At 59.1% G+C, this 18,058-nt stretch carries 18 protein-coding genes and 2 tRNA genes; 14 read left to right on the forward strand and 6 right to left on the reverse strand.

Annotated features, from left to right (window positions below):
• Nucleotides 1-382 precede the first annotated feature (382 nt).
• Nucleotides 383-550 (forward strand): hypothetical protein, encoded by a 168-nt coding sequence (locus tag ACK3CV_RS04480; RefSeq protein ID WP_162846236.1) that lies wholly within the window; start codon nt 383-385, stop codon nt 548-550.
• Here ACK3CV_RS04480 and ACK3CV_RS04485 read toward each other — a convergent pair.
• The 4 genes from ACK3CV_RS04485 to ACK3CV_RS04500 all read right to left on the reverse strand — a co-directional run bounded on the left by ACK3CV_RS04485 (nt 547) and on the right by ACK3CV_RS04500 (nt 4,166).
• Complete coding sequence (locus tag ACK3CV_RS04485) at nt 547-1,164, reverse strand: Fic/DOC family protein (protein ID WP_047569276.1); 618 nt, start codon at nt 1,162-1,164, stop codon at nt 547-549. The genes ACK3CV_RS04480 and ACK3CV_RS04485 overlap by 4 nt on opposite strands.
• Before the next feature lie 195 nt (nt 1,165-1,359).
• Nucleotides 1,360-2,352, reverse strand: coding sequence for a Vgb family protein (locus ACK3CV_RS04490; RefSeq protein WP_239504644.1), 993 nt, complete (start codon nt 2,350-2,352; stop codon nt 1,360-1,362).
• Nucleotides 2,353-2,381: 29 nt separating this feature from the next.
• Nucleotides 2,382-3,353: an aldo/keto reductase gene (locus ACK3CV_RS04495; protein ID WP_033637167.1), complete on the reverse strand. Its 972-nt coding sequence runs from the start codon at nt 3,351-3,353 to the stop codon at nt 2,382-2,384.
• Between the two features lie 12 nt (nt 3,354-3,365).
• A complete protein-coding gene (locus ACK3CV_RS04500) occupies nt 3,366-4,166 on the reverse strand; it encodes an SDR family NAD(P)-dependent oxidoreductase (RefSeq protein WP_239504645.1) in 801 nt (266 codons plus the stop codon).
• A 106-nt stretch (nt 4,167-4,272) separates the two neighbouring features.
• Between ACK3CV_RS04500 and ACK3CV_RS04505 the strand changes: the two genes are divergently transcribed.
• The 6 genes from ACK3CV_RS04505 to chbG all read left to right on the forward strand — a co-directional run bounded on the left by ACK3CV_RS04505 (nt 4,273) and on the right by chbG (nt 10,478).
• Nucleotides 4,273-5,166, forward strand: coding sequence for a LysR family transcriptional regulator (locus ACK3CV_RS04505; RefSeq protein WP_164039482.1), 894 nt, complete (start codon nt 4,273-4,275; stop codon nt 5,164-5,166).
• Nucleotides 5,167-5,583: 417 nt separating this feature from the next.
• Nucleotides 5,584-5,901, forward strand: a complete 318-nt coding sequence (locus ACK3CV_RS04510) for a PTS sugar transporter subunit IIB (protein ID WP_004932561.1) — start codon at nt 5,584-5,586, stop codon at nt 5,899-5,901.
• Between the two features lie 12 nt (nt 5,902-5,913).
• Nucleotides 5,914-7,275, forward strand: a complete 1,362-nt coding sequence (chbC, locus tag ACK3CV_RS04515) for a PTS N,N'-diacetylchitobiose transporter subunit IIC (RefSeq protein ID WP_004932557.1) — start codon at nt 5,914-5,916, stop codon at nt 7,273-7,275.
• Nucleotides 7,276-7,318: 43 nt separating this feature from the next.
• A complete protein-coding gene (locus ACK3CV_RS04520; protein WP_164039485.1) occupies nt 7,319-8,704 on the forward strand; it encodes a glycoside hydrolase family 1 protein in 1,386 nt (461 codons plus the stop codon).
• A gap of 15 nt (nt 8,705-8,719) precedes the next feature.
• Nucleotides 8,720-9,568 carry a transcriptional regulator ChbR gene (chbR, locus tag ACK3CV_RS04525; protein ID WP_033637170.1) on the forward strand — a complete coding sequence of 283 codons (849 nt, stop codon included), beginning with the start codon at nt 8,720-8,722 and terminating at the stop codon, nt 9,566-9,568.
• Between the two features lie 148 nt (nt 9,569-9,716).
• Nucleotides 9,717-10,478, forward strand: a complete 762-nt coding sequence (gene chbG, locus ACK3CV_RS04530) for a chitin disaccharide deacetylase (RefSeq protein ID WP_033637171.1) — start codon at nt 9,717-9,719, stop codon at nt 10,476-10,478.
• An 11-nt stretch (nt 10,479-10,489) separates the two neighbouring features.
• On the opposite strand, the gene ACK3CV_RS04535 is transcribed toward chbG, so the two are convergent.
• Complete coding sequence (locus ACK3CV_RS04535; RefSeq protein ID WP_164039488.1) at nt 10,490-11,869, reverse strand: MFS transporter; 1,380 nt, start codon at nt 11,867-11,869, stop codon at nt 10,490-10,492.
• A gap of 243 nt (nt 11,870-12,112) precedes the next feature.
• On the opposite strand from ACK3CV_RS04535, the gene pncC reads away from it, so the two are divergent.
• The 3 genes from pncC to recX all read left to right on the forward strand — a co-directional run bounded on the left by pncC (nt 12,113) and on the right by recX (nt 14,350).
• Nucleotides 12,113-12,601, forward strand: coding sequence for a nicotinamide-nucleotide amidase (pncC, locus tag ACK3CV_RS04540; protein ID WP_033649270.1), 489 nt, complete (start codon nt 12,113-12,115; stop codon nt 12,599-12,601).
• A gap of 111 nt (nt 12,602-12,712) precedes the next feature.
• Nucleotides 12,713-13,777, forward strand: coding sequence for a recombinase RecA (gene recA / locus ACK3CV_RS04545; RefSeq protein WP_004932541.1), 1,065 nt, complete (start codon nt 12,713-12,715; stop codon nt 13,775-13,777).
• A 60-nt stretch (nt 13,778-13,837) separates the two neighbouring features.
• Nucleotides 13,838-14,350: a recombination regulator RecX gene (recX, locus tag ACK3CV_RS04550; protein WP_164039491.1), complete on the forward strand. Its 513-nt coding sequence runs from the start codon at nt 13,838-13,840 to the stop codon at nt 14,348-14,350.
• Nucleotides 14,351-14,390: 40 nt separating this feature from the next.
• Here recX and ACK3CV_RS04555 read toward each other — a convergent pair whose 3' ends face one another.
• Entirely contained in the window at nt 14,391-14,534 is a 144-nt protein-coding gene (locus ACK3CV_RS04555) for a hypothetical protein (RefSeq protein ID WP_162091232.1), read from the reverse strand.
• Here ACK3CV_RS04555 and alaS point away from each other — a divergent pair.
• From alaS to ACK3CV_RS04575, 4 genes are all read left to right on the forward strand, one after another.
• Complete coding sequence (alaS, locus tag ACK3CV_RS04560; RefSeq protein ID WP_164141320.1) at nt 14,484-17,111, forward strand: alanine--tRNA ligase; 2,628 nt, start codon at nt 14,484-14,486, stop codon at nt 17,109-17,111. The two genes, ACK3CV_RS04555 and alaS, sit on opposite strands and share 51 nt — an antisense overlap.
• A gap of 252 nt (nt 17,112-17,363) precedes the next feature.
• Nucleotides 17,364-17,549 (forward strand): carbon storage regulator CsrA, encoded by a 186-nt coding sequence (gene csrA, locus ACK3CV_RS04565; RefSeq protein ID WP_004091602.1) that lies wholly within the window; start codon nt 17,364-17,366, stop codon nt 17,547-17,549.
• A gap of 310 nt (nt 17,550-17,859) precedes the next feature.
• Nucleotides 17,860-17,952, forward strand: a tRNA-Ser gene (locus tag ACK3CV_RS04570).
• Nucleotides 17,953-17,955: 3 nt separating this feature from the next.
• A tRNA-Arg gene (locus tag ACK3CV_RS04575) sits at nt 17,956-18,032 on the forward strand.
• The last annotated feature ends 26 nt before the right edge of the window (nt 18,033-18,058 follow it).

The following is an 18,058-nucleotide window of genomic DNA, read 5'->3' on the forward strand; positions in this document are numbered from 1 at the left end:
TTCCAATCCATTGAATGTAAAGGGAACTGTGATTTTCATTGTCGTCATTCGCTATCACATTGTTTCAGCAGGCGCCGCCCCATTCAGCGCTTGGCGGGCGGCGCAAATCAAATCATCAAAACGCCAAACGGCGCGCTCAAACCCGAGGTTTGCACAGACGCTTATACTAGCCCAGCGGGCAATCGGCTGTCACAGGTAAAAATGGGAAGCGCTGCGCAAGGAGGCGTTGTAACGAAGCGAGATTGTCGTTCGCCTGCGGGCAACAACGCAAGTCGCCGCCCGCTGAGGCGGCGTGGAGTTTATTGCGCGGCGGTGAGGGGCATGAAGTTATGTACAATCCTTGATATAATCTCATCAATGAATTTTCTGATCGGGGGGCGTCATGAGTAATACTAAAAAAGTGCCGGTGGGTTATGTTAAGCCATCTCGTACGGACATTGCCCGCTCAGTGGCGACATCAACGGCGGTTGAAACAGGTCAACCTTCAGCCAGAATTGAAGCTTCTTTAGAAGAAGTGCGTAAAAAATTCGCTCATCTGCGCCTTGCCTAATACTTTCTTAGTGCTTGGTTGACCCAGTGTTTCATCGGCTCGTAGTTCATGTTCATACCCGAGTGAATAGCCGAGATATATTGGGCTCTGTTTTGTTCCCAGCTTTGATAATCCAACGGTTTATGCCCACCCTGAACCGCCATCACATCGGCCAGCAGCCGTGACAAACGGCCATTCCCTTCTCTAAAAGGGTGTATGAGTATCAGTTCAACATGGATTATCGCGATCGCTTCTATCAGCTGTTCTTCGCTCATGTCTGAGCAAGGTGTGTAACTTGCCAGGTATTTCACTTCGAAATCGTCCAGTAGTTTGGGCAATCGCGTCGAAGGGGCAAACATGAAGCCTCCTTTGCTGATATTGACGGTTCTTGCTTGTCCAGCCCACGCATAAATATTGCCTAACCAGCGGTGATGCCATCCCTTAAGCATCTCGACGGTGATTCTTCCTAATGGAAAGTGCTGTTCGAAAACGGAACGGTAGAGCTGCTCCAGCAACACCAACTCGGCGCCGTCGAGTTCGTCGCTATCGGTGATGCCCAGCTTATTGGCTAGAACTTGCTCGCCGGATTCTTTCTCATATTGACCTTCGCTGCTGGAAACATGGTATCGGCTCATGAATACGCTCGATGATAAGAGGTGGGGGATAAGGCAAGTATAATCAGCGATGTGTAGTGGAACAATTTAATTAAAATCAGTTTGTTAAGTTAGAATTAATCATAGTTCTGATTAATACCATCGAAATAAAGATTTTCAATTCATTGGATGTTAACGGTACAACGCAAGTCGCCGCCCGCTGAGGCGGCGTGGAGTTTATTGCGCGGCGGTGAGGGGCAGGGGCAGTTGATAGAGGCGGAAGCTGTCGGGCACTTCGGATTCATGGCCGGGCAGCAGGCGGTGGCGAATGCGCGATTCGCTGACGAAGGCGCAGCCTTGTGGCGTGATAGTCAGATTGACCGGCGATTCCATGCCTTCGCGCAAGACCTCAATCCGGTGCATGCCTGCCGCCTTGGGAGACGGGATCCGCAGGATCCGCCCCTGGCCGCTCTGGATCCCGTTTTCCAGCACGATCAGCGCGCCGTCCGGTGCCAACCCCATCCCGTCCGGATTTTCAATCAGGCGCGGCAGCTGCATTTCCGTCAGCTGCGGCTTTGGATCGTTATAGCTGAGGGTGTAGAGCTTCCCGGTGCCGAAATTGGCGACAGCCAGCAGCCGGTCGTCGAGCAGCACGATCCCGGCGGCGCCCAGCCCGCTGGGGGCCGCTAAGCGCGGATCCTGATACAGCGTACTGAATGCCGCTTCATCCGGCCGCAGGCGCAGGATGCCGCCGCCGCGGGTTTCCGTCACGTACACCGTACCGTCTGCGCCGAGCACGATATCGTTGCCCATTTCTCCCGCCGGCAGCGCCAGGCTGCGGTTGAGGGTGCCATCCGCGACGTTCAGCGCGTAGATGCGGTTGGCGCGCGTTTTGCCTCCGGAGAGGAAGTCCGGCGAATTGCCCCACAGCAGCCCGCGCCGTTCGTCCAGCCGCAGTGCGTTTGAGGCGAACACCGTGTCAGTGCCGGGGAAAAAGGTTTCCCACGCTTTACCCGGCCGTTTGCGCAGCACGTTGCCGCTGGTGATCAGGCCGACATACAGCGTGCCGTCCGCCGCGCGGGCGATGCCGTTGGGGTAAAGCGCGCCGGGCGGCAGCATCATGCTGCTTTCTGTACAGTGTGCATCGACGGCGGCCTGCGCCGGCGCGCTAAGGGTGAGTGCAGTAGCGAGGGTGAATAACGCCGCTCGCGCGGTCACAGCGTATGCCATGTCTTTCTCCTGGAATGAAGGAAAAGGGGCTACCAACGTTCGGGGCGGGCAGCGTGCGCCATTGGCGCCTCCAGCGCGGCCACGTCTTCTTGCGATAGCCTGAGGTCGAGCGCCGCCAGCGCATCTTGCAGATGGTGTGGCTTGGACATGCCCACCAGCGGCGATGCCACGCCGGGTTTGGCCAACAGCCAAGCCAGCGCAATCTGCGCCGGGGGAACGCCGCGCGCGGCCGCCACCTCCGCTACCGCAGCGACGGTGCGTTCGACCTCGTTTCTGCCGCCGTACCAACGGGGGGCCTGCTCGTCGGTGGCGGCGCGCAGCGTGCCGCCACTGCCGGAGCCGGCCAGCACGCCGCGAGCCAGCGGCGACCAGGGCGTCAGGCCAAGACCTTCCTCCAGGCACAGCGGGATCAGCTCTTCTTCGTCTTCACGCGTCACCAGGTTGTATTGGCTTTGCAACGAAATAAACGGCGCCAGGCGGTGCTGACGTTGAAAGGCCAGCATTTTCATCAGGCGCCAGGCATGCAGTGAAGACGCGCCGAGATAGCGGATCTTGCCCGCCCGCACCAGGCCATCGAGGGTGTCGGCGGTTTCTTCGATCGGCGTTTCGGTGTCGAAGCGGTGCAGCACGAACAGATCGAGGTAATCCGTTCCCAGCCGCTGCAAGGAGGCATCAATGCTGTGCAGCAGGTGCTTGCGCGACAGCCCTCGGCTGTTCGGCTGCGCGTCCATCGGAAAGTAGGCTTTGGTGGCGATCACCACGTCTTCACGACGGGCGAACGCCTTCAGCGCACGGCCGAGAATGCGCTCGCTTTCCCCACCGGAGTAAATGTTGGCGGTATCGAAAAAGTTGATGCCCGCTTCCAGCGCCTCGCGGATAAAGGGGCGCGCTTGCTCTTCTTTCAGCACCCAGGGCCGCCAGGCCGGATCGCCGTAGGTCATGCCGCCCAGGCAGAGGCGGGACACCTGCAGGCCGCTGTCGCCAAGCCGAACGTAGTTCATGGCGTCGTCTCCTCAGCGCATGCCGGCGATGGTGTAACCGCCGTCCACCAGCAGGCTTTGGCCGGTGATGAAGCGGGCTTCGTCCGTCGCCAGCCACATAGCCACATCGCCGATGTCTTCCGATTCGCCCAGGCGGCCGGCGGGCGTGTGGGCGATAAAGGGCGCGAACGCCGCGCTGTCGGCCACGCTGCCGCGCGCCATCGGCGTGTCGATGATGCCGGGGTTGATGTTGTTGACGCGGATGCCCTGGCCGCTGTATTCGAGCGCCACCGCGCGGATCATTGCATCGAGCGCGCCTTTGCTGGCGGAGTAGCTGGATGAACCGGCCAGCGCGCCGTGGGTCAGCCAAGAGGAGGTGTTAACGATCACGCCGCCCGAGCGCTGTGCCAGAAAGGTTTCAATCTCGTATTTCATCGCCAGCCAGACGCCTCTGAGGTTAATGGCGATCACCCGGTCAAAATCCTCGCTGCTCTGTTCGGTGATGGGGGCGAAGTTGCCGATGATGCCGGCGTTGTTGAAGGCGACGTCGAGCCGGCCGTAGTGGGCGGTCACCGTGGCGAGCAGCCTGCGGATGTCGTTTTCCTGGGAGACGTCGGCCACGATGGGCAGGGCGTCGCCGCCGGCGAGCGCGATGTCGCGCGCCGTGGCTTCGATTTCCGCCGCGCGTCGGCCGGCCAGCGCCACTTTGGCGCCTTCGCGGGCATAGGCCAGCGCGGCGGCGCGGCCTATGCCTGTGCCGCCGCCGCTCACCAGCACGACTTTGTCCGCCAGACGGCGCGGCGTTTCATGAGTTGGAGCTGTAGCATTAATCATCGCATCGATACCTGGTAATGGGTTCGATCGTAATGCTATGTTGTTAGATAACGGATAACTATCCGCTAAAAATTCATCTCACTATTAGATAATTTATATTAATAGCATGAAGAAACCCGAATTGTCCGGCCTGGCGGCCTTCGTGGCTATCGCCAGTGAACGCAGCTTCCGCCGCGCTGCCGCCCGACTGGGCGTGACGCCGCCGACGTTGACCCACACCCTGCGCGAACTGGAAGCGCAGGTGGGCATTCGCCTGCTGAACCGCACCACCCGCAACGTTTCGCCGACGGAGGCCGGTGAGCACCTGTTGACGCAGCTGGTGCCGGCCTTTACCGACATCGACGCCGCGCTGGAGAGCCTGAATGCGTTTCGCGAAGGGCCGCGCGGCCTGGTGCGCATCAACGCGCCGCGTTCGGCGATCGATCTCGCCATCGTGCCGCATCTGGGGCGGTTGGCCAGCGAGTACTCCGGCATTACGCTTGAGGTGGTGGCGGACGAAGGGTTTGCCAACATCGTCGAGCAAGGCTTTGACGCCGGTATTCGGCTCGGCGAGGATCTGCACAACGATATGCGCGCGGTGCGCCTGACGCCGGATCTGCGTTTTGCCATCGTCGCCACGCCGGACTATTTTCAACGGCACGGCGAACCGACGCACCCGCAGGATTTGCTGCAGCACCGCTGCATCGGTTGGCGCAAGGCCTCTTCGGGCGAGCGCTACAAGTGGGCGTTTCAGCAGGGCGAGCAGCGATTTACCGTGGCGGTCAACAGCCCGCTGATCGTGGATGACGCCAGGCTGCTGCTGCAGGCGGCGCTGGCGCACGTCGGCATCGCCTTCGCCATCGAACAGGAGGTGGCAGAACACCTCGCGAGCGGGCGGCTGCGGCGAGTGTTGGCCGACTGGTGCGCGCCGTTTCCCGGTTTTTACCTCTATTACCCCAACCGCAGGAACCATTCCGTGGCGCTGGCCACGGTGATCGAGTTGCTGCGTCTGCCCACCTAATCCTCTTCGCCTACCATCGCGTTCGGAGAGCAGCAGGCGAATCAAGCTTGAACTATTTTTATTCCCTTTTCGTTTGTTCAGACGCAAATAAACCCTTAAATTCTCGGCGTGTTTATAACTGTCTGTTTATAATTGTTATTTGAGTATTTATTACGAATATTCTGAGTTTATATCGGTTATTTGAGAGCCCGGTCACACTATTTTTTTATGCGAAATGTGAAGGGGGTCAAGCCATCAGGTCAAGGAGAGACGGTTATTCTCTCCCCTGGCTTACCGATCCGTTTTTCATGCTCCGTATACTGTCTGCAACCAGGGCAACGTGACGGAAATTTTCATAAGGAATGTGCGTGAAGCAATCGTGATTGCATCTGGCATACAAATAACACGGGGTTTTTTTGATTATCTGAGGTGCTTGGTATGGAAAAGAAAAAAATCTATCTGTTTTGTTCTGCCGGTATGTCCACTTCCCTGTTGGTATCAAAAATGAAGGCGCAGGCCGAGAAATACGAAGTACCGGTGATCATCGCCGCCTATCCGGAGGCGCTGGCCGCGGAGAAAGGCGTTGAAGCGGATCTGATCCTGCTGGGGCCGCAGATCGCCTACACCTTGCCGGAAGTGCAAAAACAGCTGCCCAACAAACCTGTTGAAGTCATCGATCCGCTGCTGTACGGCAAGGTCGATGGGCTGGGCGTGCTGAAGGCCGCGGTGGCCGCTATCAAGAAAGCCAACCAATAACAGGAGGCCGCCGTGAATACCCTCATTGCCTCGCTCGAGAAGGTTATCCTGCCTTTCGCCGTAAAAATCGGCAAGCAGCCCCACGTCAACGCCATCAAGAACGGCTTTATCCGCCTGATGCCGCTGACCTTGACCGGGGCGATGTTCGTGTTGATCAATAACGTGTTCCTGAGCTTCGGCGAAGGATCGTTCTTCTATTCGCTGGGCGTGCGCCTGGACGCCTCCACCATCGAGACGCTCAATAGCCTGAAGAGCATCGGCGGCAGCGTGTACAACGGCACGTTGGGGATCATGTCCCTGATGACGCCGTTCTTTATCAGCATGGCGTTGGCCGAAGAGCGCAAGGTCGATCCGCTCGCCTCGGCGCTGCTGGCGGTGGCGGCCTTTATGACCGTCACGCCGTTTAACGTCGGCGAGGCCTATGCGGTGGGCGCCAACTGGCTGGGCGGCGCCAACATCATTTCCGGTATGGTGATCGGGCTGGTGGTGGCCGAGATGTTTGCTTTCATCGTGCGGCGCAACTGGGTGATCAGCCTGCCGGACAGCGTGCCGGCTTCGGTGTCGCGCTCCTTCTCGGCGCTGATCCCCGGTTTCATCATCCTCTCCATCATGGGGCTGGTGGCGTTCGCGCTGGCGCATTGGGGCACCAACTTCCACCAGATCATCATGGACGGCATTTCGGCGCCGTTGGCCAAGATGGGCAGCGTGGTGGGCTGGGTGTACGTGCTGTTCTCCTCGCTGCTGTGGTTCTTTGGGGTGCACGGCTCCATGGCGCTGGCGGCGCTGGACAGCGGCATCATGACGCCGTTTGCACTCGAAAACGTGGAGCTGTACAACAAATACGGTTCGGTCGAAGCGGCGGTGGCCGCCGGGAAAGAGTTCCACATGTGGGCGAAGCCGTTTGTCGACTCCTACATCTACCTCGGCGGCACCGGCTCGACGCTGGGCCTGATCATCGCCATCTTCATCGCCTCGCGCCGCGAGGATTACCGCCAGGTCGCCAAGCTGGCGACGCCGTCCGGCATTTTCCAGATCAACGAACCGATTCTGTTCGGCCTGCCGGTGATCATGAACCCGGTGATGTTCATTCCGTTCATCCTGGTGCAGCCGGTGCTGACCATTATCACTTCACTGGCTTATTACTCCGGGCTGATCCCGCCTATCACCAACATCGCGCCCTGGACCATGCCGGTCGGCCTGGGGGCGTTCTTCAACACCAACGGCAGCATCATGGCCATGTTGTTGAGCCTGTTTAACCTGGCGGTCGCCACCGTGATTTATCTGCCGTTCGTGGCGATCTCCAACAAGGCGCAGAGCCAGATCGACGCGGCGACGGAAAGCGAAGAAGACATCGCCAAGGCGCTGAAATTCTAACTGTGGAACGGGGCGGCGCGGCCGCCCCGTGAGGGACGCGAGTATGGAATATCAATTTGCCGACGGGTTCTGGTGGGGGAGCGCCACCTCCGCGCCGCAGTCTGAAGGGGCGGCCGCGCGGGACGGCAAGAGCCGCAACATCTTCGACTATTGGTTCGAGATCGCGCCCGAGCGCTTTCACTATCGGGTGGGGCCGGCCGAGGCATCGACCTTTTACGACCATTTCCGCACCGATATCGAGCTGCTCAAAACGCTGGGCCACAATACCTTCAGAACGTCTATCTCGTGGTCGCGGCTGATCCCGGACGGTGACGGCGAGGTGAACCCGCAGGCGGTGGCGTTCTATAACGCGATGATCGACGAGCTGCTGGCGCAGGGCATCACCCCGTTTATCAATCTCTACCACTTCGATATGCCGCTGTGCATGCAGCAGCGCGGCGGCTGGGAAAGCCGAGCGGTGGTCGAAGCCTATGCGCGTTACGCCGATATCTGCTTCGGCCTGTTTGGCGATCGGGTCACCCACTGGTTCACCTTCAACGAGCCGATCGTGCCGGTGGAGGCCGGTTACCTGAATGACCTGCATTACCCTTGCGTGGTGGACTTCAAACGGGCGGTCACCGTGGCGTATCACAGCGTACTGGCGCACGCCATGGCGGTGCAGCGTTTCAGAGCGCGGGAGCTGCCGGGGAGCATCGGCATCATTCTGAATCTGAGCCCGACCTATCCGCGTTCCGACGCGCCGGAGGATCGGCAGGCCGCGCACGACGCCGATCTGCTGCTCAACCGCAGTTTCCTCGATCCGGTCGCCAAAGGGCGTTATCCGGCGGCGTTGCTGCAGCTGCTGGAGCAGCATGGGCTGATGCCCCACTGCGAGCCGCAGGATGCGCCGCTGATTGAAGGCGGCATGGTGGACATCCTCGGTGTCAACTACTACCAGCCGCGCAGGGTGCAGGCGAAAGAGGGGCGTCGTGCCGAGGGGCCGATCGCATCGCCGGAGGATTTGTTCAGTTACTATGCAATGCCGGGCCGCAAAATCAATCCGCACCGCGGCTGGGAGATCTACGAAAAGGGGCTGTACGACATCCTGATGGATCTGAAAGAGAACTACGGCAATCTACCTTGTTATATTTCGGAAAACGGCATGGGCGTTGAGGGCGAAGAGGCGTTTATCGGCGCCGATGGGCGGGTGGAGGACGATTACCGCATCGACTTTATTCGCGAGCACCTGAAATGGCTGCACCGCGCGCTGGCGGAAGGCTCGCAGTGCAAAGGCTATCATCTGTGGACCTTTATCGACTGCTGGTCCTGGCTGAACGCCTACAAGAATCGTTATGGGCTGGTGCGGCTGAATCGGGCGGATCAGCGCCGCACCATCAAGAAAAGCGGCTACTGGTTTGCCGAGGCGGCCAGACGCAACGGATTTGACTAACGGGAGGCCGGCGCCGTGTCCGACAACCGAATTTCGCTGAGTGCCAACGACGTGAAGCTGATTCGCGAGCAGGATTTTTTTAACTGCAAAGATTTTCACCTGTTTATCTACAACAAGGTGGAAAGCGCCACCGGGCTGCATCAGCACGACTATTACGAGTTCACCATCGTGCTGAGCGGCAAATGCTATCAGGAGATCAACGGCAAGCGGGTGCTGCTGGAGCGCGGGGATTTCGTCTTTATCCCCATCGGCTCCTACCACCAGAGCTTTTACGAGTTCGGCGCGACGAAAATCTTCAACGTGGCGGTCAGCAAAGCGTTCTTTGAAGAGCACTATTTGCAGCAGCTGCCGCGCTGCTTCGTCGCCTCGCAGGCCTACAGCCTGAGAAACGAGTTTTTGGCCTATATCGAATCGGTGGTGAGTTCGCCGCAGTTTCGCGAGGACGACTTCGCCGAATTTCTCGAAACGCTGACCTTCTATGTGATCAGCCGTATTCGTCACCATAAAGAAGAAAACGATGGCGGCGATGATATCCCGCAGTGGCTGAAGAACACCCTGGCCGGCATGCATGACAAGGCGATGTTCGGTGAAAGGGCGTTGGCTAACATGGTGGCGCTGTCGGGGAAAACCCAGGAGTATCTGACCCGGGCGATGCGGCGTTACTACCACAAGACGCCGATGCAGGTGATCAATGAGATCCGCATCAACTTCGCCAAGACGCAGCTGGAGGTCACCAACTATTCGGTTTCCGATATCGCCTTCGATTCCGGCTATGGCGATGTCAGCCTGTTCATTAAAAACTTCAAGCGGCTCACCGATGTGACCCCAGGCAACTACCGAAAAAAGTGCTACGGCCCTCTTTAGGGCCGCTCCCGATCAGTATCAACGCCGATATGCCGATGAGCTTCAGGCCGCCGGCCGGTTAATCATTCGATTTTTACCTTAGCGAAGGGGAATGCCGCGCCGGTCGGTCGGGCTTCCCTTGCCAAAAATTCATCCCGCGGGAGCCACTATGGAAAAACTACTGATCGTGAATGCCGATGACTTCGGCCTGAGCAAGGGGCAAAACTACGGTGTTATCGAGGCGTATCAGCATGGCGTCGTTTCCTCTACCACGGCGATGGTGAACGGCGGCGGCGCACAGCACGCGGCGGCGCTCAGCCGGCAATATCCGGGGTTACCGATCGGGCTGCATTTCGTTTTAACCCATGGCAGGCCGCTGGGCGCCATGCCTTCGCTGGTCAACGAGCATGGCGAATTGGGTAAATGGCTGTGGCGCCGCGCCGAGGCCGGCGAGCTGCAGCTGGACGAGATCCAGGAGGAGCTGCAGCGCCAGTTCGCACGGTTTGTGACGCTGTTCGGCAGGCCGCCGACGCACATCGACAGCCACCACCATGTACATATGCAGCCGCAGATTTACCCGCTGGTGGAGGCGTTTGCGCAGGCGCAGGGTCTGCCGCTGCGCCTCGATCGCGAAGAGGCGAAACGGCGCGATATTGCGTTGCAGACGCCCTGCAGCACCGACGCGTTTGACGCGGGATTCTACGGCGAAACGATTTCCGAAGCCTTGTTCCTGCAGCGGTTGGCGCGCGCTGACGAGCTGGGCGCCGAGTCATTGGAAATGATGTGCCACCCGGCGTTCCTCGACGCGACGATCCTGCAGAGCAAATACTGCCACCCGCGCCTCGTCGAGCTGGATGTGTTGACCGCGCCGACGCTGAAAGCGGCGATCGCCGAACGCGGTTTTCTGCTGGGCTCTTTCCTGGATCTGTAGCTCCGCGCCGTTTACAGCATGGCGTGCGCCTTTTTCAGGCCGGTGTCCTCTTGCGGATCGGCGCCCTGAGGCAAGGGCTCCGCTTCCTGTTCTTCAGGCTGCGGCTCGTCGACATCAGGCGCCGCTTCCGGCGGCGGCATGGTGTCGTGAATGATCTGCTCATCGAAGGTCGGATTGAGCGCCGGCGACAGCGGCGAGCTGGCGAGGCTGTCCGGCAGCGGAATGTGCGGCACCGGCGCGTCCTGCGCCAGATGCGGCTCCTCCGCTTTCGCCGTGCGGCTGAGGGCCGCCAGCAGCACGCCGCACAGGGCGAAGAAGGCGTACAGGATATTGCCGCCAAGCGGCTCGATCAGCGCGCCGACCGCCAGCGGCCCGATGCTGGCACCGACGCCGAACGCCATCAGCAGGCAGGCGGCCAGCGAGACGCGGCGCTCCGGCTCGATCAGATCGTTGGCCAATGCCACCACCAGCGGGTAGAGCGTAAACTGCAGCATGCTGACGACGAACCCCACCGCCAGCAGCAGCGGGAAATCGATGTGCGGCAGCAGCGCCAGCGGCAGCGCCGCCACGATCAGAAAAATGGCGTTGAGGCGCATCAGTAAGGGGCGGTTATAGCGATCCGACAGCCAACTGAGCGGGAATTGCGCCACCAGCCCGGCGAAGATGGCCAGCGCCATGAACAGGCCGGTTTGCTGCGTGGTTAAGGATTGCAGGCTGGCGTAGACCGGCGCCAGGCCGTAAAACGAACCTACCACCATGCCGATCACCAGCGTGGTGGCCAGCACCTTGGGAATGGCGCCGACAAAGTAACGCAGTTCCATCGGCGCCGGCGACATGTGGCGCGCATTGGTGCGGGTGGTGAGAGCGATCGGCACCAGGCAGAGCGCGAAGCACAGTGCGATCACCAGCAGCGTGGCGATGCCCAGATTGCTTTGCAGCATCAGCACGATCTGGCCCAGCGACATGCCGAGATAGGTCGCCGCCATATAGAAACCGAACACCATGCCGCGCTGGTTGGATTCCGCCTGGTCGTTCAGCCAGCTTTCCAGCACCATGAACTGACACATCATGCACAGCCCGATTACCAGGCGCAGCGCAACCCAGGCGGGAATGAACGCCGTCAGGCCGTGCCCCAGCACCGCGGCGGTAATGATGCCGGCGCAGGCCACGTAGGCGCGGATATGCCCGACGCGGGCGATGAGAAAGTGGCCGACCTTGCCGCCGATCACCAACCCGATGTAGTTGGCGGCGATGATGGCGCCGATCAGCGCGCTGCTGACGTGGATGGAGGCCAGCCGCAGCGAGACGTAGGTGGTGAGCAGGCCCGAGCCCAACAGCAGCAGCAGGGTGGTGGTGTACAACGGCAAGAATACGCCCAACGTTTTTTTCACGCTATCGTCCTAATCTCTTCTGGTGCGCCCTGAGGCCGCCGCCGCAGCGTGCCGCCTCCGTGATGTTCCTTGTGCTAGTGCGCCGCCGCTCGCTGGGGCGCTTCTTTTGATACTAGCAGCTTGGCCGGGCGCTTAAAACCGCACCTCCTGCGAGGCGCTGCGCATTTCTGCGCGCCAGCCGTCGCGCCGCCTTGATAAATGCTACTATCGGGCGCATATACCTGAATTCGCGAGGGAGGGGTTATGAGTGAAAACCAACTGCGCCGGCTCAGCGTGCTGGCGGGGGAAAAACTGAAGGCTCAGGGCCGCTGGATCACCTGCGCGGAATCCTGCACCGGCGGCGGCATCGCTAAGGCCATTACCGATATCGCGGGGAGCTCCGCCTATTTCGATCGCGGTTTCGTCACCTACAGCAATGCGGCGAAGCACGACCTGCTGGGGGTGAGCGAAGCCACGTTGGCGGCGCACGGCGCGGTCAGCGAAGAGGTGGTGCGCGAGATGGCGATAGGGGCGCTGCGTGCGGCGCGGGCCGATCTGGCGCTCTCGGTAAGCGGCATCGCCGGCCCGGACGGCGGCAGCGCGGAAAAACCGGTCGGCACCGTGTGGTTCGGCTTCGCCGGCAGCGATGGCCGGGGGCTGTCGCGCAAGATGCAATTCGAGGGCGATCGCGATGCGGTGCGGCTGCAGGCGACGATTTTCGCGCTGCAAACCGCCATCGACGAATTTTTGTAAATTAGGCTTGATACTGTATGACCATACAGTATAATTAGTGACATTTCCTGCACAACATACATTCAGTGGCAGTGTGGGGTAACACCGGCATTGCGAAACGAAGGAGCAAAAATGGCTATTGATGAGAACAAGCAAAAGGCGTTAGCTGCGGCACTGGGCCAGATTGAGAAACAGTTCGGCAAAGGCTCCATCATGCGCCTGGGTGAAGACCGCTCCATGGACGTGGAAACGATCTCCACCGGCTCACTGTCACTCGATATCGCTCTGGGCGCCGGCGGCCTGCCGATGGGCCGCATCGTCGAAATTTACGGCCCGGAATCATCCGGTAAAACCACCCTGACGCTGCAGGTGATCGCCGCTGCGCAGCGTGAAGGCAAAACCTGTGCGTTCATCGACGCCGAGCACGCGCTGGATCCTATCTATGCGAAAAAGCTGGGCGTCGATATCGACAACCTGCTGTGCTCCCAGCCGGACACCGGCGAGCAGGCGCTGGAAATCTGTGATGCGCTGACCCGCTCCGGCGCGGTTGACGTCATCATCGTCGACTCCGTGGCGGCACTGACGCCGAAGGCGGAAATCGAAGGTGAAATCGGCGATTCGCACATGGGCTTGGCGGCGCGCATGATGAGCCAGGCGATGCGTAAGCTGGCCGGCAACTTGAAAAACGCCAATACCCTGCTGATCTTCATCAACCAGATCCGTATGAAAATTGGTGTGATGTTCGGCAACCCGGAAACCACGACCGGCGGTAACGCCCTGAAGTTCTACGCTTCGGTGCGTCTGGATATCCGCCGCATCGGCGCCATTAAAGAGGGCGACGAAGTGGTGGGCAGCGAAACCCGCGTGAAAGTGGTGAAGAACAAAATCGCTGCGCCGTTCAAACAGGCTGAATTCCAAATCATGTACGGCGAAGGCATCAACAGCCGTGGTGAGCTGGTCGATCTGGGCGTGAAGCACAAGATGATCGAAAAAGCCGGCGCCTGGTACAGCTATAACGGCGAGAAAATCGGTCAGGGCAAGGCGAATGCCTGTAACTTCCTGAAAGAAAATCCGGCTATCGCCGCCGAGCTGGATAAGAAGCTGCGTGACCTGCTGCTGCACAGCGGCGGTGAGCTGGTGGCCGCTTCCGGTGACGACTTCGAAGACGACGAAGCGGAAACCAGCGAGCAGTTCTAATCGCTGAAGATATGCGTCGCCGTTCGTGTGGCGCATATCCCCTGAATTCAGGCTTGAATGATGAATGACTTGCTAAGCCGCGCCATGCGCCTGCTGTCGCAACGCGATCATAGTGAAGCTGAACTGCGCCGCAAACTTGCGGCGCAGCCATTTGTGGCGAAAGCCCGTTTTGGCGGCAAGGGGCCACATGCGCCGGCATTACCGCCGGGGGCTGAAGAACCGGTGGATCCTGCGCTGATCGAGCAGGTTATTGCCTACTGTTACCAGCATAATTGGCTAGACGATAAGCGTTTCGCTCACAGCTACATCGGCAGCCGCAGCCGCAAAGGTTACGGCGCGCAGCGCATCCGCAGCGAACTGATGCAAAAGGGCGTCGACAAAGCGCTGGTGCAGGATGCGCTGGCGGAATGCGATATCGACTGGTGCGAACAGGCAAAACAGGTGGCGCAGCGAAAATTTGGCAATGTGTTGCCAACCGACTGGAAAGAGAAAGCCAAAGTGCAGCGTTATCTGCTCTATCGCGGCTTCTTCCAGGAAGAAATTCAGTCAATTTACCGTGATTTTGCGCAATGAGCGCACACGGGGTTTTACTTCCCTCTGAAGAAAATTTATCTTATCCCCACTTTTTGTTCGTGAGCTGGTTGTCATCGTCGGGATGACGCGTCACCGGCTCACGTGTCGTTATTCTAGCCTTTCCAGGAAAATTATGAGCAAGAGCACCGCTGAGATCCGTCAAGCGTTTCTCGATTTCTTTCATAGTAAGGGTCATCAGGTTGTAGCGAGCAGCTCCCTGGTGCCTAACAATGATCCGACATTGCTGTTTACCAATGCCGGCATGAACCAATTTAAGGATGTTTTCCTGGGGCTCGACAAACGCGCCTATTCCCGCGCCACCACCTCGCAGCGCTGCGTGCGCGCAGGCGGCAAGCATAACGACCTGGAAAACGTCGGTTATACCGCGCGTCACCACACCTTCTTTGAAATGCTGGGCAACTTCAGCTTCGGCGATTACTTCAAGCACGATGCGATCGGCTACGCATGGGAACTGCTGACCGGTGAAAACTGGTTCAACCTGCCGAAAGAGCGACTGTGGGTCACCGTGTATGAAACCGATGACGAAGCGTTCGACATCTGGCAGAAGCAAATCGGCGTACCGGCCGAGCGCATTATCCGCATCGGCGACAACAAGGGTGCGCCTTTCGCTTCCGATAACTTCTGGCAGATGGGCGACACCGGCCCATGCGGCCCGTGCACCGAGATTTTCTACGATCACGGCGATCACATCTGGGGCGGCCCTCCAGGCAGCCCGGAAGAAGACGGCGACCGCTACATCGAGATCTGGAACATCGTTTTCATGCAGTTCAACCGTCAGTCCGACGGCACCATGCTGCCGCTGCCGAAGCCTTCGGTGGATACCGGTATGGGGCTGGAGCGCATTGCGGCGGTGTTGCAGCATGTGAACTCCAACTATGAAATCGATCTGTTCCGTACCCTGATCGCCGCCGTGGCTAAAGTGACCGGCGCAACCGATCTGGACAATAAATCCCTGCGCGTTATCGCCGACCACATCCGTTCCTGCGCCTTCCTGGTGTCGGACGGCGTGATCCCGTCTAACGAAAACCGCGGCTATGTGCTGCGCCGCATCATTCGTCGCGCGATCCGCCATGGCAACATGCTGGGCGCGAAAGACACCTTCTTCTACAAGCTGGTGGCGCCGTTGATCGAAGTGATGGGTCCGGCGGCCGACGAACTGAAACGCCAGCAATCGCTGGTGGAGCAGGTGCTGAAAACCGAAGAAGAGCAGTTTGCCCGCACGCTGGAGCGTGGCTTGGCGCTGTTGGACGAAGAGCTGGCCAAGCTGCAGGGCGATACCCTGGACGGCGAAACCGCTTTCCGTCTGTACGATACCTACGGTTTCCCGATCGATCTGACCGCTGACGTCTGCCGCGAGCGCGGTTTGAAAGTCGACGAAGCGGGCTTTGAAGACGCGATGGAAGCACAGCGCCGCCGTGCGCGCGAATCCAGCGGCTTTGGCGCCGACTATAACAGCCTGATCCGCGTGGATGGCAGCAGCCAGTTCAGCGGTTACGATCACGACGAGCAGCAGGCGACGGTCATCGCGCTGTTCCGCGACGGCCAGCCGGTCGATCAGATCAACGCCGGCGAAGAGGCGGTGGTGGTGCTGGATGAGACGCCGTTCTATGGCGAATCCGGCGGCCAGGTCGGCGATAAAGGCGTGCTGAAAGCCGCCGGCGTTGAGTTTACGGTCAACGATACCCAGAAATACGGTCAGGCTATCGGCCATCAGGGCAAACTGGCGCAGGGTTCGCTGAAGCTGAACGATCGCGTGGACGCGCAGATCGACGCTGAGCGCCGCAACAGCATTCGTCTGAACCACTCCGCAACTCACCTGCTGCACGCCGCGCTGCGCCAAACGTTGGGCGACCACGTCGCGCAGAAAGGCTCGCTGGTTAACGACAAATACCTGCGTTTCGACTTCTCGCACTTCGAAGCGATGAAGCCGGAGCAAATCCGCGCGGTGGAAGATCTGGTGAACCAGCAGGTGCGTCGTAACCTGCCGGTGCAGACCGAGCTGATGGCCTTGGAAGATGCCAAAGAGAAGGGCGCGATGGCGCTGTTCGGCGAGAAGTACGATGACAACGTGCGCGTGTTGACCATGGGCGACTTCTCCACCGAGCTGTGCGGCGGCACCCACGCCAGCCGCACCGGCGATATCGGCCTGTTCCGCATTCTGAGCGAGTCGGGCACTGCGGCGGGGATCCGCCGTATTGAAGCGGTGACCGGCGCTGGCGCTATTGCTACGCTGCATCAGCAAAGCGATTTGTTGCAAGACGTTGCTCAGTTGGTCAAAGGCGACAGTAACACCCTGACCGATAAAGTGCGCTCGGTGCTCGATCGCACGCGCGCGCTGGAAAAAGAACTGCAGCAGTTGAAAGATCAGCAGGCGGCGCAGGAGAGCGCTTCGTTGTCCAGCCAGGCAAAAGTGGTTAACGGCGTGAAGCTGTTGGTCAGCCAGTTGGACAATGTCGAAGCCAAAATGCTGCGCACCATGGTAGATGACCTGAAAAATCAATTGGGTTCGGCCATCATCGTGTTGGCAACGACGGCTGATGACAAAGTCAGCCTGGTTGCTGGTGTGACCAAGGATCTGACTGACCGCGTGAAAGCCGGCGAGTTGATCGGCAACGTGGCGCAGCAGGTCGGCGGCAAGGGCGGTGGTCGCCCGGATATGGCGATGGCGGGGGGGACGGATATCAACGCCCTGCCAGCGGCGTTAAACAGCGTAGAAGCCTGGGTGGCCTCGAAGCTGTGAATATAAATAAATAGCACGCACAAACGCCATAATACTTTGTTGATTATGGCGTTTTCATACTGTGCTAACACAATTTAGTTACAATTGCGGGAACAAAGTTTTTCAGGTCGGCTAAACTTACCATTATCTGAGGTGGGACCAAGTCTGCTTACACTTATTGTGGGTTGCGCGGCTTACGTTTTCACCACATATGATGGATAATGACGGGGAAACTGAGAGACCCGACTCTTTTAATCTTTCAAGGAGCAAAGAATGTTAATTCTGACTCGTCGAGTTGGTGAAACCCTCATGATTGGCGATGAGGTTACGGTTACTGTGCTAGGGGTAAAAGGCAACCAGGTGCGTATTGGTGTGAACGCCCCCAAAGAGGTTTCGGTTCACCGTGAAGAAATCTATCAGCGCATTCAGGCAGAGAAGTCTCAGCAGACGACTTACTGATTCCGAAGCAGCGTCTCGTTGCCAGACGAGACGCTACTGCATCGTTTTACCCACTTCCTTCGCCCTCCCTCTTCTTTTTCGTGATTATTTTCCCGGTTAGTTTCCTGCTTTGTTGCTACAGACGCTGCGGTTGCCTGTTGATAAAACGCCCTTTTTGCCGTGAAATCGCCCATGTTGGGTGCGAATTGTGCAAACGCGCATGAGTTGGGAAAAATTGTTTGACTTAAAAGTCGGAGAAAGTAATATGTGCGCCACGCAGTGCCGATGAGCTTCTCTAAAGCGAGTTAGGCACAATTCGAAAGAAGCGTTTGGTGAGGTGGCCGAGAGGCTGAAGGCGCTCCCCTGCTAAGGGAGTATGCGGTCAAAAGCTGCATCCGGGGTTCGAATCCCCGCCTCACCGCCATTTGCATCCGTAGCTCAGCTGGATAGAGTACTCGGCTACGAACCGAGCGGTCGGAGGTTCGAATCCTCCCGGATGCACCATATTAGCCGTATGGTAGAGTTGGGAA

This window comes from Serratia sp. TSO36, from assembly GCF_057808395.1.